We start from the raw sequence: 17991 nt of genomic DNA on the forward strand, positions 1-17991 counted from the left end.
CTCGGAATGTGCGGGTTCTTCATGCGTGGTTATTTCGGAATTGGGGTCGAGCGGATCAGCAAGCCGGGCAACGTCGGCAACCTGATGCGCACCGCCCATGCCTTCGGCGCCTCCTTCTTCTTCGCCATCGATCCGGAACCGGATCTGCGGGAGACGAAGCTGGTCGACACCTCGGGCGCCACGCTGCACCTGCCGCTCTACATCCATGAGCGGGTCGCCGATTTCACCCTGCCCCGGGACTGCATGCTGGTCGGGGTGGAACTGACCGACGACGCGGTGGAACTCCCGAGCTTCCGTCACCCGTCCCGCGCCGCCTATGTGCTGGGGCCGGAGCGCGACAGCCTGTCGCCCGCCCTGCTGGCGCGCTGCGACCATGTGGTGAAGATCCCGATGTCCTTCTGCATCAATGTCGGCGTCGCCGGGGCGCTGGTGATGTATGACCGCATGATCTCGCTCGGCCGCTTCGCCGAACGCCCGGTTCGTCCCGGCGGTCCGCTGGAGGCGCCGGCCCAGCACCGCCACGGCCGCCAGATCATGCGCAACGCCGACCGCCGCCGCCGCATCCGCGGGGAGCAGAAGCCGGTGGAGAGTGACGGCGACGAGTAAGGATGCGTCAGAGCGGCAGCGGATCGTCCCCGGCGACGGCGCAGATCCGCTGCACCACCGCGGGCTTGGGCGCCGATACCTCCCCCTGTTCGAAGGCCACCACCTGAAGCGTGCCGCGCACGGCCTCCAGCAACTCGCCCCGGCGCAGCAGGAAGTCGGGGGAGGAGGGGCGGCCGAAGCGGGCGTTGCCGTCGGCGAAGGTCTCGTAGATCAGCAGGCCGCCCGGCTCCAGCGCCGCCAGCAGGGCGGGGAGGAGCGGGCGGTGCAGGTAGTTGGTGACGACGATGCCGGCGAAGCGGGCGTCGGCGGGCAGGGGGCCGAGGCGGCCTGCCGAATCGCCGGTTTCCAAATCGGCCTGGACCAGGGTGACGCCCGCGGTGCCCTCCAGGTCGGTGACGCCGCCGAGGTCGCGGTCCAGCCCGACCACCGAATGGCCGCGCCGCTGGAACAGCCGCAGATGCCTCCCGCCGCCGCAGGCGAGGTCGAGCACCGGGCCGCCCGCGCGCACCAGCGGAGCGAATCGCTCCACCCAGGCGGAGGGCGGCGACAGCGGATGCGGTGTCGGCATGGAGGATTTTCCTTTTCCAGACTTCTTTTCGATGGCCGCGGGAACGATATCACAGGAGGTACGCGCGACCGGACCGTCCGGTGTTTGACGGCGCGGCCCGGCCGTGCTGAATTAGGGCGCTTCGCGAGTCGCGCCGCAACCCGGATCGGCGTGCCCGGGCCTGATTTTCCTGCTGCGGGTTAGAGTCTGTCTGATGCTTATTGGAGCACCAGACAGACCCTAAGGTCTTCGTTTTCCGTGTGATTCACGCTTCAAGCGGTTCCGCTTGAACCGATCACACTCCAGTTTGAGGCTTGTGGGGATATGATCCTCTTCGCGTTGAGATGCTCGGCCGACCACCAGTTCGAGGCGTGGTTCCGCAACGGCGCCGCCTATGACGAGCAGGCGGCGGCGCACCAGATCGCCTGCCCGATCTGCGGCGACACCGTCGTCGGCAAGGCGCCGATGGCCCCGCGCATCGCCAAGGGCGTCGCCAGGGCCGCCGACCGCGCCCGCGAACAGGCCGAAGCGGTGGCCGCGAACGCCCCGCCGTCCGCGGCCCCGGCCGCCCCGGCCAATGCCGTGCCCGCGGCGCTTCCCGCGCCGATCCCCGCACCGGTCCCTCTGCCGAACGCCGCCGACGTCGTCGCCGCCCTGCCGCCCAGCCTGAACGATGCCCAGCGCGAGGCGGTGGCGGAGGTGATGCGGCAACTGACCGAGGTGCGGCGCAGCGTGGAAAAGAACTGCGACTATGTCGGCGACCGCTTCGCCGAGGAGGCGCGGCGCATCCATTACGGCGAGTCCGACCCGCGCGGCATCTATGGCGAGGCGTCGGACGAGGAGGTTGCCGAACTCAACGACGAGGGTGTGACATTTCACCGCATTCCCTGGATTCCGCGCACCGACTCCTGAGCGCAACCGGCGGACAGATCGTCCGGCCGGCCGGCGGATCGCCACTGATTCCGCACGAAACCATTTGAAAAACTGACTATTTGCAGGGCGCTCCCAACAGGGGGCGCCTTTGCATTTGTGTCTACTGCATTGAGTTGATTTTTGTTTTTCGGCATGCGCCGGCCTGCCGGCAACCCGCCCCATCGACCAAGGTAGGGGGTGCGCCCAACAATGATCTGTATCAAACAATTGGGCAGGTCAAGGGCGTACGAATTACGGGGAGAAACCCGGACGCGACTGCCCGGACGGCAACTGCCAACCTGTCTCTTGGACGTGTCTCTCGGACCCAGCCTTGCGGACGGCCGAACACTTGCCGGCACTCGATGAGGGGACGCACATGAATCAAAATGCACAACGGATCGTAAACAATCCGAAGTTCCAGGAGTTGGTGGCCAAGCGGTCCGCCTTCGCCTGGACTTTGTCGATTGCCATGCTGGTCATCTATTTCGGTTTCATCCTGCTGGTGGCGTTCGGGAAGTCGTTCCTGGGCACGCCGATCGGCTCCGGTGTCACGACCTGGGGCATTCCCGTCGGTGTCTTCACCATCGTGTCCGCCTTCATCCTGACCGGCATTTACGTGCATCGGGCCAATGGCGAGTTCGACGAGCTGAACCGCCAGATCCTGGAGGAGTCGAAGTGATGCGCGCCACCACCCGTTTCGCCGCTCCGGTCGCCGCTGCGGCGGCAGCCGCCGGCGCGCTGGTTCCCACCACGGTCCTGGCCGACGCCATCGGCGGCGCCGTGCAGAAGCAGGCGACCAACTGGTCGGCCATCCTGATGTTCATGGCCTTCGTGCTGTTCACGCTGGGCATCACCTACTGGGCGGCCCGCCGCACCAAGTCGGCCAAGGACTTCTACGCCGCCGGCGGCGGCATCACCGGCTTCCAGAACGGCCTCGCCATCGCCGGCGACTACATGTCGGCCGCGTCCTTCCTGGGCATCGCCGGTCTGGTGTACGCCTCGGGCTTCGACGGCCTGATCTATTCGGTGGGCTGGCTGGTCGGCTGGCCGATCGTGCTGTTCCTGGTGGCCGAGCGGCTGCGCAACCTCGGCAAGTACACCTTCGCCGACGTCGCCTCCTACCGCTTCCAGCAGACGCCGATCCGTTCGCTGTCGGCCTGCGGCTCGCTGGCGACCGTCACCTTCTACCTGATCGCCCAGATGGTCGGCGCCGGCAAGCTGATCCAGCTGCTGTTCGGCCTCGACTACATGGTCGCCGTCATCATCGTCGGCGTTCTGATGATCGGCTACGTCACCTTCGGCGGCATGCTGGCGACCACCTGGGTGCAGATCATCAAGGCGGTGATGCTGCTGTCCGGTGCCTCCTTCATGGCCTTCATGATCCTGGCGAAGTTCGGCTTCAGCCCCGAGGCGATGTTCAAGGCCGCCGTCGAGGCCCACCCGAAGGGTCTGGCGATCATGTCGCCGGGCGCCCTGGTCACCGACCCGGTCTCGGCGATCTCGCTGGGCATGGCGCTGATGTTCGGCACCGCCGGCCTGCCGCACATCCTGATGCGCTTCTTCACCGTCGCCGACGCCAAGGAAGCCCGCAAGTCGGTCTTCTACGCCACAGGTTTCATCGGCTACTTCTACATCCTGACCTTCATCATCGGCTTCGGCGCCATCCTGATGATCCTGGCCCCCGACGCCACCGGCGCCTATCCGTTCCTGACGGCGGCCCCGGCGGCCGGCGCCAAGGCGGTGATCGCCAACGTCATCGGCGGCACCAACATGGCGGCCATCCACACTGCCCATGCGGTCGGCGGCGACCTGTTCTACGGCTTCATCTCGGCGGTCGCCTTCGCCACCATCCTGGCGGTGGTCGCGGGCCTGACGCTGGCCGGCGCCTCGGCGGTCTCCCATGACCTCTACGCCTCGGTCTTCGCCAAGGGCCGCGCCAACGAGGCGGACGAAATCCGCGTGTCGAAGATCACCACCGTCGTCATCGGCATCCTGTCGATCGTCCTGGGCATCGCCTTCGAAAACCAGAACGTCGCCTTCATGGTCGGTCTGGCCTTCGTCATCGCCGCCTCGGCCAACTTCCCGATCCTGCTGATGTCGATGTTCTGGGGCAAGATGACCACCCGCGGTGCGGTTCTGGGCGGCGGCCTGGGCCTGGTCTCGGCGATCGTCCTGCTGGTCCTGGGTCCGACCGTGTGGAAGGCCGTGCTGGGCAACCCGGCCGCCATCTTCCCGTACGACAACCCGGGCCTCTTCTCGATCACCCTGTCCTTCGTCGGCATCTGGTTCTTCTCGATCACCGACAACAGCGCGCAGGCCCAGAAGGAGCGCAAGGACTTCGAAGCCCAGTACATCCGGTCGCAGACCGGCCTGGGTGCCGAGGGTGCCTCCGCCCACTAACAAGACCGCTCACCAAACAAGAGCGAAGGAAGGGATCGCGTCTCGCACCGCATCCCTTCCCCCCTCGGGCGAGCCTGAACCTGGGGGGCCAAGTGCGGGCGGTGACCGAACCACGCCGCCAAATGTCGCACCCGCTTCCGGCCTCGTGCCCGGCGGGTGTATCCTGAAAAGCGCCTCCGGACCCGATCCGGGGGCGCTTTTTTCATGATCAGCCATCTCCCGACCCAGCCATCTCCCGACGGAGTCCGCCCGTGCAGCATGCGATGCCGACCGCTTCTCCGGACTTCGATTTCGGGCGTCCGCCCTTCGACCTGCTGACGGAGGGGCAGCGCGCGGCGCTGGCCGGTGCGCTCGACATCGCGCTCTATCCGCGCGACACCGTCATCCTCAGCCGGGAGGAGCCGGCCGACGCGCTGTATGTCGTGCTGCGCGGCGCCGTCCAGGAGCGCCGCGGCGGCGAGGTGGCGGCGGTCCATGGTCCCGGCGACCGGTTCGGCCTGCAGGCGCTGTATGCCACCGCGGGCGACGGCGCCGGCGTGACCGGCGCCCGCCGCTTCGTCGCGGCGGAGGAGTGTGCCTGCCACCTGATCCCGCGCGCGGCGTTGGAGGCGTTGGCCGCCGAGAACCCGGCGTTCGGCGCCGCCATTCTCGGCGATTTCGCCCAGCGCATGCGCGATCTGGCCGCCTTGCGCTCCAACCGCGAGATGGCGGCGCTGACCATGGCCCGCATCCGGCAGGCCTATCTTCACCCGCCGCTGTTCGTCGATGCCGCCGCCAGCCTGCGCGACGCGGCCGAGGCGATGCGGCAGAACCGCGCCAGCAGCGTTCTGGTGCGCGGCGCGGATGGCACCACCGGCATCCTGACCGGCACCGACCTGCGCGATCTGGTGGTGCTGGACGGCCGGCCGGTGACCGACCCGGTCGGGCCGCTCGCCCGCTACGGTCTGCTGACGCTGGACCGCGACGACCTGCTGTTCAACGCGCTGGTGCTGATGACCAAGCATGCGGTGCGCCGCATCGTGGTGACGGAGAATGGCGCCATCGTCGGGCTGTTGGGGCAAAGCGACCTGCTGGCGGTGCTGTCCAACCATTCCCAGGTCATCGGGCTGCAGGTGGAGCATGCGACCGATCCCGCCGACCTGCGCCGGGCCAGCCGCTCCATCGTCGAGCTGATCCGCACGCTGCATGCCACCGGCGTGAAGGTCGCCTTCATCGCCGATCTGGTGACCGAGCTGAACCGCCGCATCTTCCGCAAGCTGTTCGAACTGCTGGCCCCGCCGGAACTGCTGGCCAACAGCTGCCTGATCGTGATGGGCAGCGAGGGGCGCGGCGAACAGCTGCTGAAGACCGACCAGGACAATGGCCTGATCCTGCGCGACGGCTTCGAGTGCCCCGATCTGCCGAGGATCGCCGCCGACTTCACCCGCCATCTGGTCGAGTTCGGCTATCCGCCCTGTCCCGGCAACATCATGGTCTCCAATCCGGAGTGGACCCGGCCGCTCGCCGGCTACAAGGACGCCCTGTTCAACTGGGTCCACCGCCCGGACGAGGCGGCGCAGATGAACCTCGCCATCTTCTACGACGCCGCCCCGGTGGCCGGCGACGCCACCCTGCTGGCCGAGGCGAAGGACTATCTGCTGAGCCGCCTGCAGGACAACCAGATGTTCTTCACCCAATTCGCCCGGCCGACCCTGTCCTTCGACACGCCGAGCGGCCTGTTCGCCGCCCTGTTCGAGCGGCGCCGGGCGGAGCCGGTGGACATCAAGAAGGCCGGCATCTTCCCCATCGTCCATGGCGTGCGCGCCCTGGCGCTGGAAAAGCACCGGGCGGAGACCAACACGGTGGAGCGCATCCAGGTGTTGGCCGAACTGGGGGCGCTGGACCGCAAGATGGCCGCCGATCTGGTGGAGGCCTTCACCATCCTGTCGACCATCCGCCTGAAGGCGCGCGTCGATCTGCCGGAAGAAAACGAAGGAGGGGAGGAGGGGGCGGAACTGGCGATCGACAACCTCGTCCACCCCGACCGGCTGGGCAAGCTGGACCGTGACCAGTTCAAGGACTGCCTGGCGCTGGTGAAAAGCTTCAAGGAGCTGATCGCCCACCATTTCCGCCTGAATCATTGAGGCGGCGACCATGGGATATCCCGATCACGGCGACACCGACCGACGCGAGCGTGTGGCGATCCATTGCGAAGCGACCAGCTTCGATCCGGAGGCCGCAACGCCTCTGGCTTTCGCAGCCATCCGCATCCGCGGCCCCCGCATCCTGACCGGAAGTGCGCTGCTGCTCCATCCCGGCAGCGACACCGGCCTTGCCGAGGCCGGCGATCTGCTGCACGCCTTCATCGGCGACCGTCCGCTGGTGGGCTACTACCTCGACTTCTCCGTCACCATGGCGGAGCGGCTGACCGGGCGGCCGCTGCCGGACGAGCGGACGGAAGTGTCCAGCCTCTATTACGCCCGCAAGATCCGCAGCATGTCCAAACAGGCGGTCGATCTGCGGCTGGACAGTCTGATCCACGACCTCGACCTGCCGGTCCGGCCCGACGGCGCCTTCGGCATCGCGCTGACCGCCGCCATGGCATGGCTTCGGCTGACGCAGGACGGGCGCTGAGGGGTCGGAGACCGAGAAATCAGAACCCCAGTCGCTCCACTGCGACGGTGCGGTCGTGGGTCAGCGAGGGGACCATGCCGCGGGCCTCCGTCACGCGGTCGAGGTCGAGGTCGGCGGTGATGAAGCCGACATCGGTCCCGGCATCGGCCAGCACCTCGCCCCAGGGGGCGATCAGCAGGGAATGGCCGTAGGTCTGGCGGCCCTGGTCGTGGCTGCCGGTCTGGGCCGGGGCGACGACGAAGCAGCCGGTCTCGATGGCGCGGGCGCGCAGCAGCGTGTGCCAATGGGCCCGGCCGGTCGGCACGGTGAAGGCGGCCGGCACCGTCAGGATCGACGCCCCCGCCTGGGCCAGCGCCCGGTACAGATAGGCGAAGCGCACGTCGTAGCAGACCGTCATGCCGATGCCGCCCCAGGGGCTGGCCGCCACCACCGCCCGCTCGCCCGGCCGGAAAGTGGCCGATTCGCGATAGGACTCGCCGTCCTTCAGCGTGACGTCGAACATGTGGATCTTGTCGTAGGAGGCGACGACTCGCCCCCCGGCATCGAACAGGTAACTGCGGTTGGCGGCGCGCCCGTCGTCGAGCAGGACATGCAGGGTGCCGCCAAGAATCCAGGCACCGGTCTCCCGCGCCAGATCGGCGAAGAAGGGGATGCCGGGATGCTCCGACTCGATGCGGACGCGCTCCATGGTCTTGGCGCGGCCCTGGACGATCCAGCCGACATTCTCCGGCAGGGCGATGAAATCCGCCCCGGCGTCGCGGGCGCGGCGGACGAGGTCGCCCGCCGCCCGCAGGTTCGGCTCAAGTTCCGTGCCCGCATTCACCTGGACGCAGGCGGCCTTCAGAATGCCGCCACCGGCATGTTCGGGCAGGCCGTGGCTCATGCGGCGATGCCGAGCAGCGGGTCGAGCTTGCCGGCGCGGTCCAGCGCGTGGATGTCGTCGCTGCCGCCGTAGGGCTTCCCGTCGATGAAGATCTGCGGGACGGTGGTCCGGCCCTCCGACCGCTGGATCATCTCGCTGCGGCGGCCCGGCTGGGCGTAGAGGTCGATTTCCTCGTATGTCACGCCCTTGCCGTCGAGCAGGCTCTTGGCCCGCATGCAGTAGGGACAGAAGGGCGTGGTGTAGATGACGACGTCGGCCATGCCACTGGGCTCCTGTTGCAGGTGGAGAAACTATAGGATCAACCTGCGGGAGGCGCCAGACGTTGCAACCCGCGCCGAACGCCGGTCAGCGTCGCCGGGCATGCCCCTTTTCAAGCGTCAGCGATGCACCACGCGCGCCAGCGTCAGCACGTCGACTCGGGCCGCCCCGGCGCGCAGCAGGACCCGCGCACATTCCGCCAGCGTCGCCCCGGTGGTCATCACGTCGTCGACGATCACCAGCCGCTGGCCCTTTACCGACTGTCCCGGCCGCAGGCGGAAGGCGCCCTTGACGTTGCGATGGCGCCCCTGGCGGTCCAGCCCGCCCTGGGTCGGGGTGGACCGGTGGCGTTGCAGCAGGTCGGGGGTGGCGGGAACGCCGCTGTGCCGCGACAGCGCCTGCGCCAGCAGGGCCGCCTGGTTGTAGCGGCGGTGGAACAGGCGGGCGCGGTGCAGCGGCACCGGCAGCAGCCGGTCGGCATCCTCCAGCAACTCCCGCCCGGCGCGGGCCAGCCAGACGCCGTAGGCCTTGGCGGCATGGATGCGGTCGCCATGCTTGAAGCCCAGCACCAGCGGCCGGCTGCCGTCGTCATAGGCCAGGACGGCGCGGGCGCGGGCGAAAGGCGGCGGGGAGGCCATGCAGGCGCCGCACAGCGTGCCCTCCTGCGCCTCATACTCGAAGGGCAGGCCGCAGCAGGCGCACAGCGGCGGGGCGATGAAGCTCAGCTTGACCCAGCAGGCGGCGCACAGGCCGCCCTGGCGGTCCACCGCCTCGCCGCAGCTGAGGCAGCGCGGCGGCAGCAGCGCGTCGAGCAGCAGGGTCGCCGCACCGGTTGCGATGCGGCCAATTCCGGCGAGAGGGGCGGGCGCCTGCATCGGCCGGACCCGTCACTGCAGCATGGCGATGCGTTCGAAGATCACGCCGGTGTAGTCGCGCAGCGCCAGATAGATCGCCGGGCCGGTGGCGAACAGGATCAGCAGCGTCGCGAAGAACTTCACATCCTGCTGCAGCGACGATTCGTTGATGTTGGTGGCGCTCTGGAACAGCATCAGCCCGGCCGACAGCAGGGCAGTGATGCCCAGCGGCGGCAGCGAAATCTTCAGGATGACCATCAGCGCTTCGTGGCTGACGGCGATGGCTTCGTCGATGCCCATTCCAATGCCTGTCCGGTTACGGTCCCGATCGGGAGCGGTGGCGTGGAGAAGGTGGCTGGGCTGCGAGTGTAGCACGGTTGTCGTGCCGCCGGGCTGGGGTATAGTGCGGCCATGACAAGCCCCGACAGCATGACCGTCTTCGACCGCGCGCTGGTCCGCCGCCGCCGCGACCGCGCCGTCGCCGAATTCACCGATCACGCCTTCCTGTTCGAGGAGATCGCCGACCGGCTGGCCGACCGGCTGGAGGACGTGATCCGTCCCTTCCCGCTGGCGCTCGACGTCGGCTGCCACGACGGGGCGATGGGACGTATCCTGAAAGGCCGCAAGGGGATCGAACGGCTGGTCGCCTGCGACCTGTCGCCGGACTTCGCGCGCGCCGCCGGCGGTCCGGGCAACCCGACGGTCGCCGCCGACGAGGAGTTCCTGCCCTTCGCCGCCGGCAGCTTCGATCTGGTGGTCAGCAATCTCAGCCTGCACTGGGTCAACGACCTGCCGGGTGCCCTGGTGCAGATCCGGCAGGCGTTGAAGCCGGATGGGTTCTTCTGCGCGTCGATGCTCGGCGGCCAGACGCTGGCCGAACTGCGCCGCTGCCTCTTCGAGGCGGAGATGGAAGTGTCGGGCGGCGTCTCCCCCCGCGTGTCGCCCTTCGCCGAGATCAAGGATGCCGGCGGGTTGCTGCAACGCGCCGGCTTCGCCCTGCCGGTGGTCGACAGCGACGTCATCACCGTGACCTACTCCGACGCCTTCGCCCTGATGCGCGAGCTGCGCGGCATGGGCGAGACCAACGCGGTGCTGGCCCGTCGCAAGGTTCCGGCAACCCGGTCCATGCTGTTCGACGCGGTCCAGCGCTATGCCCAGCTTTACGCCGAGCCGGACGGGCGGATTCCGGTGACCTTCGAGGTGCTCTATCTCGCCGGCTGGTCGCCGCATGAGAGCCAGCAGCAGCCGCTGAAGCCCGGCAGCGGACAGATCCCGCTGGGCGACGCGCTGAAGGGCAAGGGCCTGCATTGAGCCAGGAGGCGGGGGCGGTTTACGCAACCAGCTTCCACGCCATCCAGCCCAGAACCCCGGCGTTCACCAGCATGATCGCCGGGGCGACGCGGACGACGGCGATCCGCCAGGTGCGGCCGGCGATGTGGCCGGCCAGCCCGACCGCCAGCAGGCTCGGCACCGTGCCGAGCGCGAAGGCGGCCATGCCGAGGGCGCCGGTCAGCGCGCTGCCGCTCGCCGCCGCCACCGCGATGGCGCCATAGAGCATCCCGCAGGGGATGAAGCCCAGCGCCACACCCAGCCCATAGCCGCGCCAGCCGGTCGGATTGCCGAACAGCGGCCGGGCGAGCCGGGACACCCGGTCGCCCCACCAGCGCTGCAGCCCGTTGCTGCCCAAGGACGGCATCCTGGGCAGCCAGGACAGGACGTTGCGCACGGCATAGCCGAGGAAGAACAGCGCCGCCAGCGCCAGCAGCGCCACCGACAGCCAACGCAGGCCGGGCAGCGCCCCGACATGGCCGGCGACCGAGGCCGACAGCGCGCCGATCAGCGCATAGGTCGTCGCCCGGCCGGCATGGTAGGGCAGCACCGCCGCTCCGGTCAGGCGCCGGAATTCCGACATCGCCGACAGCGGCACCCGCTCCAGCCGCGCCGACACCTGGGCCAGCACGAAGGGACCGCACATGCCGGTGCAATGGGTGGTGCCGCCGACCAGCCCGGCGGTCAGCAGGGCCAGCAACAGCCCGCCGTCGCGGTCGATGACCACGGCACACTGATTCAGTCCGGCATCCAGCAGCGACAGCGCGTCCAAGGCAAGGCCTCTCCGGTTCGGGAACTCGCGGCGATCATAGGGGGAGGGGGAGGGGGGCCCAATGACGTGCGTCAATGGTCGAGGCGCGCTTTCGGGGGTGTGGGGGAAAGCGACCGGGGATGGTTCGGCGGCGGTCGCTTAACCCCACGCCCCTACGCCAGCAGGCGGGCGATGGGCGGGCGGCTGGGGTGGAGGACGACGCCGTCGTCAGCCGGTTCGACTTTCGCATCCGGATAGGCCGCCAGCGCATATTGCAGGGCCTGGACGAAGCGCGGCTTGAAATGCTTCATCTGGTCGTAGCCGGCGCCGAACTGGGCATAGAGCGACGGCCAGGAGATCGGCTGCGGCCGGCTCAGCGAATGCAGCCGATAAGCCAGCCAGACATAGAGGTCGAGGCTGAGCGAGCGGTCCTTCAACTGCCGCACCGCCTCCTCCAGCAGCGGCACCGGGTGGTCGCGCAGGGCCTGGAAGAAGGTCTCGTCCAACTGCACCACGTCGTTCCACAGCGTGCCCTGGCGGTCGTCGCCGAGATCGTCGTGGAAGATCAGCCCGCGCTTGACGATGCCGCCCTTCTCGAAGACGTCGGCGTCCTCGCCGTCCCAGAAGAATTTCAGGGTGCAGGCGGAAATGCGCAGCGACTGTTCGCGGAAGCCGCGGAAGGTCTCGCCGCCGACGCTGATCCCCATCCGGGTCAGCCAGTCGCGCATGGAGCGGCCGAGTTCGACCTCGCGCCGGCCGGTGCGCACGGCCTGGGTCTGCAGATAGATCAGGATCATCCGCGCCCGCGCGCCATAGGGGACGCCGAACAGCTTCATCTTGCCGTTCACCTTCAGCCGGCCCGGTTCGACCAGCAGCGTCACCTGATGGCCGCGCTTTTCCCAGGGAACGTCGTCGGCCAGCTTCTTGTGCGGCAGGCTGGTCAGGCAGAAGCCGCTGTAGGTGATGCCGAGATGCTGGTTCTCGTCCGCCAGGATGTCGGCGGCGATGTCCACCAGCGTCCGCTCCTCCGGCCGGACCAGGGCGCGCGCCTTGTCCCGGCCATGCTCGATCACCAGCCTGTGTATGTCGCCCATGGCAGCCTCACCCGGATGTTGTGGCATCCTGGTGAGCGGCGGGCGGTGGAGTCAATGTGGGGTTAGGCGACCGGGCTAGTCGACGGTTAGTTGTTAGACTTATTAGTTGAGTCGCCGCTTATCCCCATGGGGAAAGCCCGAGTCGCGCCGCTTTTCCCCACGATTCCGACGCTTTTCCCCACGGTGGACGGGGTGAGAAAAGGGTGCCGGTCGCTTTTCCCCACGGGCCGCGAGGGGCGACTCGCGGTGGTTGCAGAGGGACTCGGGGGCAGCGGGGCGGTCGCTTAACCCCACGGATCGGCGAATGGGTGGAGTGCCGGCTTCGATGCCCCCACCTCGCTTAATGGCTCATCAACACCGGAACCGTCATGTGCCTCAGCATGAAACGGGTCATGCCGCCCAGCACCAGTTCGCGGAAGCGGGAGCGGCCGTAGGCGCCCATCACCAGCAGGTCGCAGCTTTCGTCGGCGGCCATGTTCAGCAGGGTGTCGCCGGGCTCCACCACGTCGGTGGCGACATGGGTGGCCTCCACGCGGCAGCCGTGGCGGGACAGGTGGCGGGCGATGTCGGCGCAGGGCTCGTCGCCCAGGCCGTTCGGGCCGGGCTTCGGATTGGCGGCCATCACCACCACGCGCTTGGCGGCGGTCAGCAGGGGCAGGGCGTCGCCGACGGCGCGCGCCGCCTCGCGGCTGCCGTTCCAGCCGACCAGAACCCGTTCGCCGATGGTGGCGAAGCGGCCGGCATAGGGCACGACCAGAAGCGGCCGGCCGCATTCGAACAGAAGGTCGGCCGGCTGGGCGACGGGCTGGTCGCGGTCGCGGTCCGGATCGGGCTGGCCCACCATGATCAGGTCGGCATAACGGCCGCGCACGGCGGCGGTGATGGTCGGGTCGCCTTCCTGCGCCAGCCATTCGGACCGGTCGGTCAGACCATGGTGGCGCATGGCGTCGTCGAAGGCCGCCGCCATCCGGTCCGTCTGGTCCTTGCGGCTCTGCCGTCGGCTGTCTCGCAACTCCTGCGGGATTTCGGCTTCGATATAGCCGGGAAACACCGTGTCGGTGAAGGCATAGAGCGCGGTCAGGTGCGCATCGCACCGGGTCGCGAGCCGCGCCGCAAGGTCGAGACGTGCCGCGGACGCGGGCGTATCATCGACGACGACCAGGAAGTCCTTGAGAGCCATGGCGTAATTCCTGCCCAAATTGTGATCGTTGCCGTTATCGTCGGGGGTCTGTACGACCATGCGGTGCCGATCGGGGCGACATCCCCAGCCGCGTTGGCCCCACTTGTATTGGCAGTATAAATCTGACCGGCTCAGGCGCCGCCTTTCCATTCCAGGGCACAGCCATGCCCCCGCCGCGTTCCTGCACCGCACAAAAGCGACCGGGGGTCGGACTTCCGGTCAAGGTTGCAATCTCAGGCCGCAAGTGGCGTGACAAAGAACCGGGATAATTCCATCGCTCTTTCTCGCCGGAACAGAAAACCCGGATTGTGTGCGTTGCTTTGCTGCAACCGCGGCTTGAATGAATACTATGATATGCCCATGGACATGCCCATGTGTCTCCGTTGCATCGCCTGTAGAAATGTCCAAGCTCTGTTGCACCGGGGCAGCTTTGGTTTTGACGGGTGGGTGACACTTCGCGTAAGTGTTGGGTATCGATTTCCTGATGAGTACCCCACTCTATCCTCGCCATGAGTCCAGATCCCCGAATCTCCGCGCTGGCCGACGCTTTATCGGGTGCCGCTTCCGGTGCGCCGGGGCTTGACGCCCTGCGTCAGATTCTCGACGCCATGACGGTGAAGGTGGCGTTGATGGACCCGCGGCGGCGGCACATCTACGCCAACCGCGCCTATCTGGAGATGATGGGGACGACGCTCGACAAGGCGGTCGGCGGCACCATCGGCGAACTTCTGGGTCCGGAGCTTCAGCGTAACACCCAGGCCGCCGCCGAACGCGCGCTGGCGGGCGAGACGGTGCAGACAGAAGGCTGGATCACCCAGGCCGACGGCCAGCAGCGCTACGTGATGCGGCTGCACGCGCCGCACCGGGCGGAAGACGGCGCCATCACCGGCTATTTCGTGATCCTGCAGGACATGACCGAGCGCCGGCAGGTGCAGGACGACCTGTTCCGCCTCGCCTACTACGACCCGGTGACCGGCTTGGCCAACCGCCTGATGCTGCTGAAGCACATGGCGGACTATCGCAACATGGGCGAGCCCTTCACGCTCGTCATCCTGGACATCGACCGCTTCGCCGAAATCCGCAGCAGCATGGGGCAGGGCTTCGCCAACGAGCTGCTGGACGGTCTGGCGCAGCGGATGGCGGCGCAGGCCGCGGCCTTCGACCTGATCGCGCGCGTCAGCGACCATGCCTTCGCCATGCTGGCCGGCGGCGTCTGCGACCGGCCGGCGCTGGAAAGCGCCGTCGAGGAGCTGGCGGCGGTGGTGCGCTCCGCCCGCTCCAGCTCCGGCGGCACCGTGTTCCTGTCCGCCAGCATCGGCGTCGCCGTCTCGATGCCGACGCACGAGCGCCCCGACGACGTGCTGCGCGATGCCGAGATCGCCACCGCCCGCGCCCGCGAACAGGGCGGCGGCCGGCAGGCCTGGTTCGATCCGGCGATGCATTCCCATGTGGTCGAGCAGGTGCGGCTGGAACACGATCTGCGCGGCGCGCTGGACAGCGGCAGCGACCTGTGGGTCGCCTACCAGCCGATCGTGGAGATGGTGACCGGCGGTCTTGCGGGGTTCGAGGCGCTGATGCGCTGGACTCATCCCGAACGCGGCAACATCCCCCCCGGCATCTTCATCCCGATCGCCGAGAGCACCGGTCTGGTGGTATCGCTCGGCACCTGGGTGTTGCGGCAGGCCTGCCGGCAGATCGCGGAGTGGCAGGACCGCCGCGAACCGGGCTCCGCCCCGCTGTTCATGAGCGTCAACCTGTCCAGCCACCAGCTGTCCGACCCCAACTTCGTCCAGGTCGTGCGCGAGGTTCTGCGCGAAACCGGGGTGGAGCCGTCCTGGATCAAGCTGGAGTTGACGGAAAGCGCGGTGATGGACAAGGCGGAACAGTCGATCCGCCTGCTGCGCGACCTGCGGGCGCTGGGCATCAAGCTGTCGATCGACGATTTCGGCACCGGCTATTCGTCGCTGTCCTACCTGCACAAACTGCCGATCGACAGCCTGAAGGTCGACCGTTCCTTCGTCTCGGCCATGCACCAGTCAGAGGAAAACCGCGCCATCGTCCGCATCATCATGGATCTGGCGCGCCTGCTGGGTTTCGACGTGATCGCCGAGGGCATCGAGACCAGCGCCGACGCCAACCTGCTGCGCGCGCTGGCCTGCGACTACGGCCAAGGCTATCACTTCGCCCGCCCCTTGCCGTCGGCGGAGGCGGGCAAGCTGGTCGGCGGAGAACTGCCGTGGCAAATGCCGCGGTGAGGGCGGCGGCCTGACGCCGCCCCCTGAACCTTACTTTCCTCGGGCTTACTTCCCCCTGACGAACTTCGGCGTACCCGCCGCGCTGGGCAGCAGGCGGATGGCGTAGGGGCTGGTGCGCATCTGCGCCACCGCCTGGGCCGGGCCCGGCACGCTCTCGTGATAGCCGACGATCAGGTCGGCACCCTTCTGCTGCACGCTGTCGATGGCGACGCCATAGCCGGCCGTATCGCGCGGCCCCAGGAAGACCGCCACCGCCATCCGGCCGCCGGGCAGGGAGGACGGGGCCGGCTCCCCGACCCGCGCCCACAAGGCACTCCATTCGCCGGCGTCGCGGGCGACGACATAGGCGCGTTCGGCGGCGCTGCTGTGGTCGCCCTGCCAGCCGGTCCCGGCCTCCGCCTGGGCCGGCAGCAGATTGCCGTCGGCACGGTCGTTGCCGCCCTGGCAGGCAGCCAGAAGCAGCGCGGGCGTGAACAGCAGCGGGATCAGGCGGAGACGGAACGGCATCTTCATGGGACGGTCAGGCGCTCCGCGGCAGGATCGTCTCGACCAGCGACGCCCAATAGCTGGCGCCGGTGGTCAGGATCGCGTCGTTGAAATCGTAATGCGGGTTGTGCAGGCGGCAGGACGGACCGCGGTGGCCGCCATGGCCGAGCCAGATGTAGGCGCCCGGCCGCTCCTTCAGCATATAGCCGAAATCCTCCGCCGCCATGGTCGGGGCGGGGGCCCAGACCACATTCTCGTCGCCCACCACCTTGGCCGCCGCCGCCGCCGCGATGCGCGCCTCCGGCTCGCTGTTCACCGTGGCGGGATAGCCGGGACGGAAGCGCAACTCGGCCTTGGCGCCCAGACCTTCGGCGATGCTGGAGACGAGGCGGGCGAACTGCTCCTGGATGCGGCGGTGGTTCTCTTCCGAGAAGGTGCGCATGGTGCCGAGCATCCGCGCGCTGTCGGGGATGACGTTCGCCGCGGTGCCGGCCTCCAACACCGTGATCGACACCACGGCGCTTTCGGCCGGGTTGGTGCCGCGGCTGACCAGGCTCTGCGCTGCGGTGATGATGTGGGCTGACACCAGCACCGGGTCGATGCCGCGGTGGGGCATGGCGGCGTGGGCGCCGTGGCCGGTCACATGGATTTCGAACTGGTTGGCCGCCGCCATCACCGGGCCGGGATGGACGGCGATCTGGCCGGCCGGCAGTTCCGGCCAATTGTGCAGGCCATAGATCTGCTCGCAGTCGAACTGCCGGAACAGCCCGTCGTCGATCATCCGCTTCGCACCGCCCAGCCCTTCCTCGGCCGGCTGGAAGATGAAGTGGACGGTGCCGTCGAAGTTGCGCGTCTCCGCCAGATAGCGGGCGGCGCCCAGCAGCATCGTCGTGTGGCCGTCATGGCCGCAGGCGTGCATCTTGCCGGCATGGCGCGAGGCATGGTCGAAGTCGTTGGCCTCCGGCATCGGCAACGCGTCCATGTCGGCGCGTAGACCGATGGTCCGGCCGCTGCCGGTGCCGAGCCCCTTCAGGGTGCCGACCACCCCGGTCCCGCCCAGGCCGCGATGCACCGTTATGCCGAATTCCGCCAGCTTCGCGGCGACGATGGCGGAGGTGCGCTCCTCCTCGAACCCCAATTCCGGGTGGGCATGGATGTCGCGCCGCCACGCGGTCATGTCGTCCTGGAAGGCGGCGATGCGGTTGTTGATCGGCATGTCTCTAACGTCTGGTTGGAACGGCTGAATGGCGTTCAGGGGAACTGGCGGGAGAAGGTGGCAAGGGACAATGGATGGGCAACGAAGATGGGTCGTACGGCCGGAACCGGCCGGATCGGGGCGGCTTCCCGGACGTAACGGCGCCAGTCTGGCCGATTTGTGTGGCGAACGCCAGCGACAGCAAACAGCAATTCCGGGACTTAAAACGGCACGGCTCCGCCGCCGGGGAACAGCGCGGCGCAGCCGTGGGGCTTTACGATCCGCGTGGTCGACGGCGGATTGGCCGCCAACTTCGACGCCGGACGGATCGGCCGCCGCACCAGCTCGCCCCCGCAGTTCGGGCAGCGTTCCCCCGGCAGCCGGGCGCGGCAGTCGACGCAGAAGGTGCACTCGAAGGAGCAGATATAGGCGTCCGGTGCCTCGGGCGGCAGGTCGCGGTCGCAGCATTCGCAGTTGGGGCGCAGGTCCAGCATGGCGTGGTTTCCGGTTCAGGGATGCGCCATGGAGGATAGCGGGAGTTTCGGCGGCCGGTGAGTGGCGTGAATGCCGACAGGCGTGAAGATCTTGCCAAATCGGTGCACCTGTCGTCGGCGGAGGCCATCGATGC

General features: G+C 68.3%; 19 protein-coding genes. 8 read left to right on the plus strand and 11 right to left on the minus strand.

Features of this window, described 5'->3' with window-relative positions; genetic code table 11:
- Positions 1–21 precede the first annotated feature (21 nt).
- Entirely contained in the window at positions 22–606 is a 585-nt protein-coding gene (locus TSH20_RS18415; RefSeq protein WP_109076076.1) for an RNA methyltransferase, read from the plus strand.
- Positions 607–613: 7 nt separating this feature from the next.
- On the opposite strand, the gene TSH20_RS18420 is transcribed toward TSH20_RS18415, so the two are convergent.
- Positions 614–1174 carry a class I SAM-dependent methyltransferase gene (locus TSH20_RS18420; protein WP_109076077.1) on the minus strand — a complete coding sequence of 187 codons (561 nt, stop codon included), beginning with the start codon at positions 1172–1174 and terminating at the stop codon, positions 614–616.
- A gap of 303 nt (positions 1175–1477) precedes the next feature.
- Here TSH20_RS18420 and TSH20_RS18425 point away from each other — a divergent pair, with 303 nt between their 5' ends.
- From TSH20_RS18425 to TSH20_RS18445, 5 genes are all read left to right on the plus strand, one after another.
- On the plus strand, positions 1478–2065 hold the full coding sequence (locus TSH20_RS18425) for a DUF1178 family protein (protein ID WP_109076078.1): 588 nt from the start codon (positions 1478–1480) through the stop codon (positions 2063–2065).
- 376 nt (positions 2066–2441) lie between these two features.
- Positions 2442–2744, plus strand: coding sequence for a DUF485 domain-containing protein (locus TSH20_RS18430; protein ID WP_109076079.1), 303 nt, complete (start codon positions 2442–2444; stop codon positions 2742–2744).
- Positions 2744–4465, plus strand: a complete 1722-nt coding sequence (locus TSH20_RS18435; RefSeq protein WP_109076080.1) for a cation acetate symporter — start codon at positions 2744–2746, stop codon at positions 4463–4465. The genes TSH20_RS18430 and TSH20_RS18435 overlap by 1 nt, the downstream gene beginning before the upstream one ends.
- A gap of 263 nt (positions 4466–4728) precedes the next feature.
- Positions 4729–6588 (plus strand): DUF294 nucleotidyltransferase-like domain-containing protein, encoded by a 1860-nt coding sequence (locus tag TSH20_RS18440; protein ID WP_169055027.1) that lies wholly within the window; start codon positions 4729–4731, stop codon positions 6586–6588.
- Positions 6589–6598: 10 nt separating this feature from the next.
- Complete coding sequence (locus TSH20_RS18445; RefSeq protein WP_109076082.1) at positions 6599–7078, plus strand: DNA polymerase III; 480 nt, start codon at positions 6599–6601, stop codon at positions 7076–7078.
- Positions 7079–7097: 19 nt separating this feature from the next.
- Here TSH20_RS18445 and TSH20_RS18450 read toward each other — a convergent pair whose 3' ends face one another.
- The 4 genes from TSH20_RS18450 to TSH20_RS18465 all read right to left on the minus strand — a co-directional run bounded on the left by TSH20_RS18450 (position 7098) and on the right by TSH20_RS18465 (position 9373).
- Positions 7098–7961: a carbon-nitrogen hydrolase family protein gene (locus TSH20_RS18450; RefSeq protein WP_109076083.1), complete on the minus strand. Its 864-nt coding sequence runs from the start codon at positions 7959–7961 to the stop codon at positions 7098–7100.
- Positions 7958–8221 carry a glutaredoxin 3 gene (gene grxC, locus TSH20_RS18455; protein WP_109076084.1) on the minus strand — a complete coding sequence of 88 codons (264 nt, stop codon included), beginning with the start codon at positions 8219–8221 and terminating at the stop codon, positions 7958–7960. The genes TSH20_RS18450 and grxC overlap by 4 nt, the downstream gene beginning before the upstream one ends.
- Positions 8222–8338: 117 nt before the next feature.
- Positions 8339–9094, minus strand: coding sequence for a ComF family protein (locus TSH20_RS18460; protein WP_109076085.1), 756 nt, complete (start codon positions 9092–9094; stop codon positions 8339–8341).
- Between the two features lie 12 nt (positions 9095–9106).
- Entirely contained in the window at positions 9107–9373 is a 267-nt protein-coding gene (locus TSH20_RS18465; protein WP_109076086.1) for a flagellar biosynthetic protein FliQ, read from the minus strand.
- A 111-nt stretch (positions 9374–9484) separates the two neighbouring features.
- Here TSH20_RS18465 and TSH20_RS18470 point away from each other — a divergent pair, with 111 nt between their 5' ends.
- Positions 9485–10384, plus strand: a complete 900-nt coding sequence (locus TSH20_RS18470) for a methyltransferase domain-containing protein (RefSeq protein ID WP_109076087.1) — start codon at positions 9485–9487, stop codon at positions 10382–10384.
- Positions 10385–10403: 19 nt separating this feature from the next.
- On the opposite strand, the gene TSH20_RS18475 is transcribed toward TSH20_RS18470, so the two are convergent.
- From TSH20_RS18475 to TSH20_RS18485, 3 genes are all read right to left on the minus strand, one after another.
- Positions 10404–11174: a sulfite exporter TauE/SafE family protein gene (locus tag TSH20_RS18475; protein WP_109076088.1), complete on the minus strand. Its 771-nt coding sequence runs from the start codon at positions 11172–11174 to the stop codon at positions 10404–10406.
- A 152-nt stretch (positions 11175–11326) separates the two neighbouring features.
- Positions 11327–12247 (minus strand): replication protein RepA, encoded by a 921-nt coding sequence (locus tag TSH20_RS18480; protein ID WP_085090460.1) that lies wholly within the window; start codon positions 12245–12247, stop codon positions 11327–11329.
- A 340-nt stretch (positions 12248–12587) separates the two neighbouring features.
- The gene (locus TSH20_RS18485; protein ID WP_109076089.1) at positions 12588–13427 is read right to left on the minus strand and encodes a universal stress protein; all 840 of its coding nucleotides are present in this window, start codon (positions 13425–13427) and stop codon (positions 12588–12590) included.
- A 509-nt stretch (positions 13428–13936) separates the two neighbouring features.
- On the opposite strand from TSH20_RS18485, the gene TSH20_RS18490 reads away from it, so the two are divergent.
- Positions 13937–15682, plus strand: coding sequence for a GGDEF domain-containing phosphodiesterase (locus TSH20_RS18490; RefSeq protein WP_109076090.1), 1746 nt, complete (start codon positions 13937–13939; stop codon positions 15680–15682).
- Between the two features lie 45 nt (positions 15683–15727).
- Here TSH20_RS18490 and TSH20_RS18495 read toward each other — a convergent pair whose 3' ends face one another.
- From TSH20_RS18495 to TSH20_RS18505, 3 genes are all read right to left on the minus strand, one after another.
- A complete protein-coding gene (locus TSH20_RS18495; protein WP_109076091.1) occupies positions 15728–16195 on the minus strand; it encodes a protease complex subunit PrcB family protein in 468 nt (155 codons plus the stop codon).
- Positions 16196–16202: 7 nt separating this feature from the next.
- Positions 16203–17384: a M20 aminoacylase family protein gene (locus TSH20_RS18500; RefSeq protein ID WP_109076092.1), complete on the minus strand. Its 1182-nt coding sequence runs from the start codon at positions 17382–17384 to the stop codon at positions 16203–16205.
- Between the two features lie 200 nt (positions 17385–17584).
- On the minus strand, positions 17585–17857 hold the full coding sequence (locus TSH20_RS18505; RefSeq protein ID WP_109076093.1) for a DUF1272 domain-containing protein: 273 nt from the start codon (positions 17855–17857) through the stop codon (positions 17585–17587).
- Positions 17858–17991 lie beyond the last annotated feature (134 nt).

The sequence above is a fragment of the Azospirillum sp. TSH20 genome (assembly GCF_003115935.1).
In the GTDB taxonomy this organism is placed as follows: domain Bacteria; phylum Pseudomonadota; class Alphaproteobacteria; order Azospirillales; family Azospirillaceae; genus Azospirillum.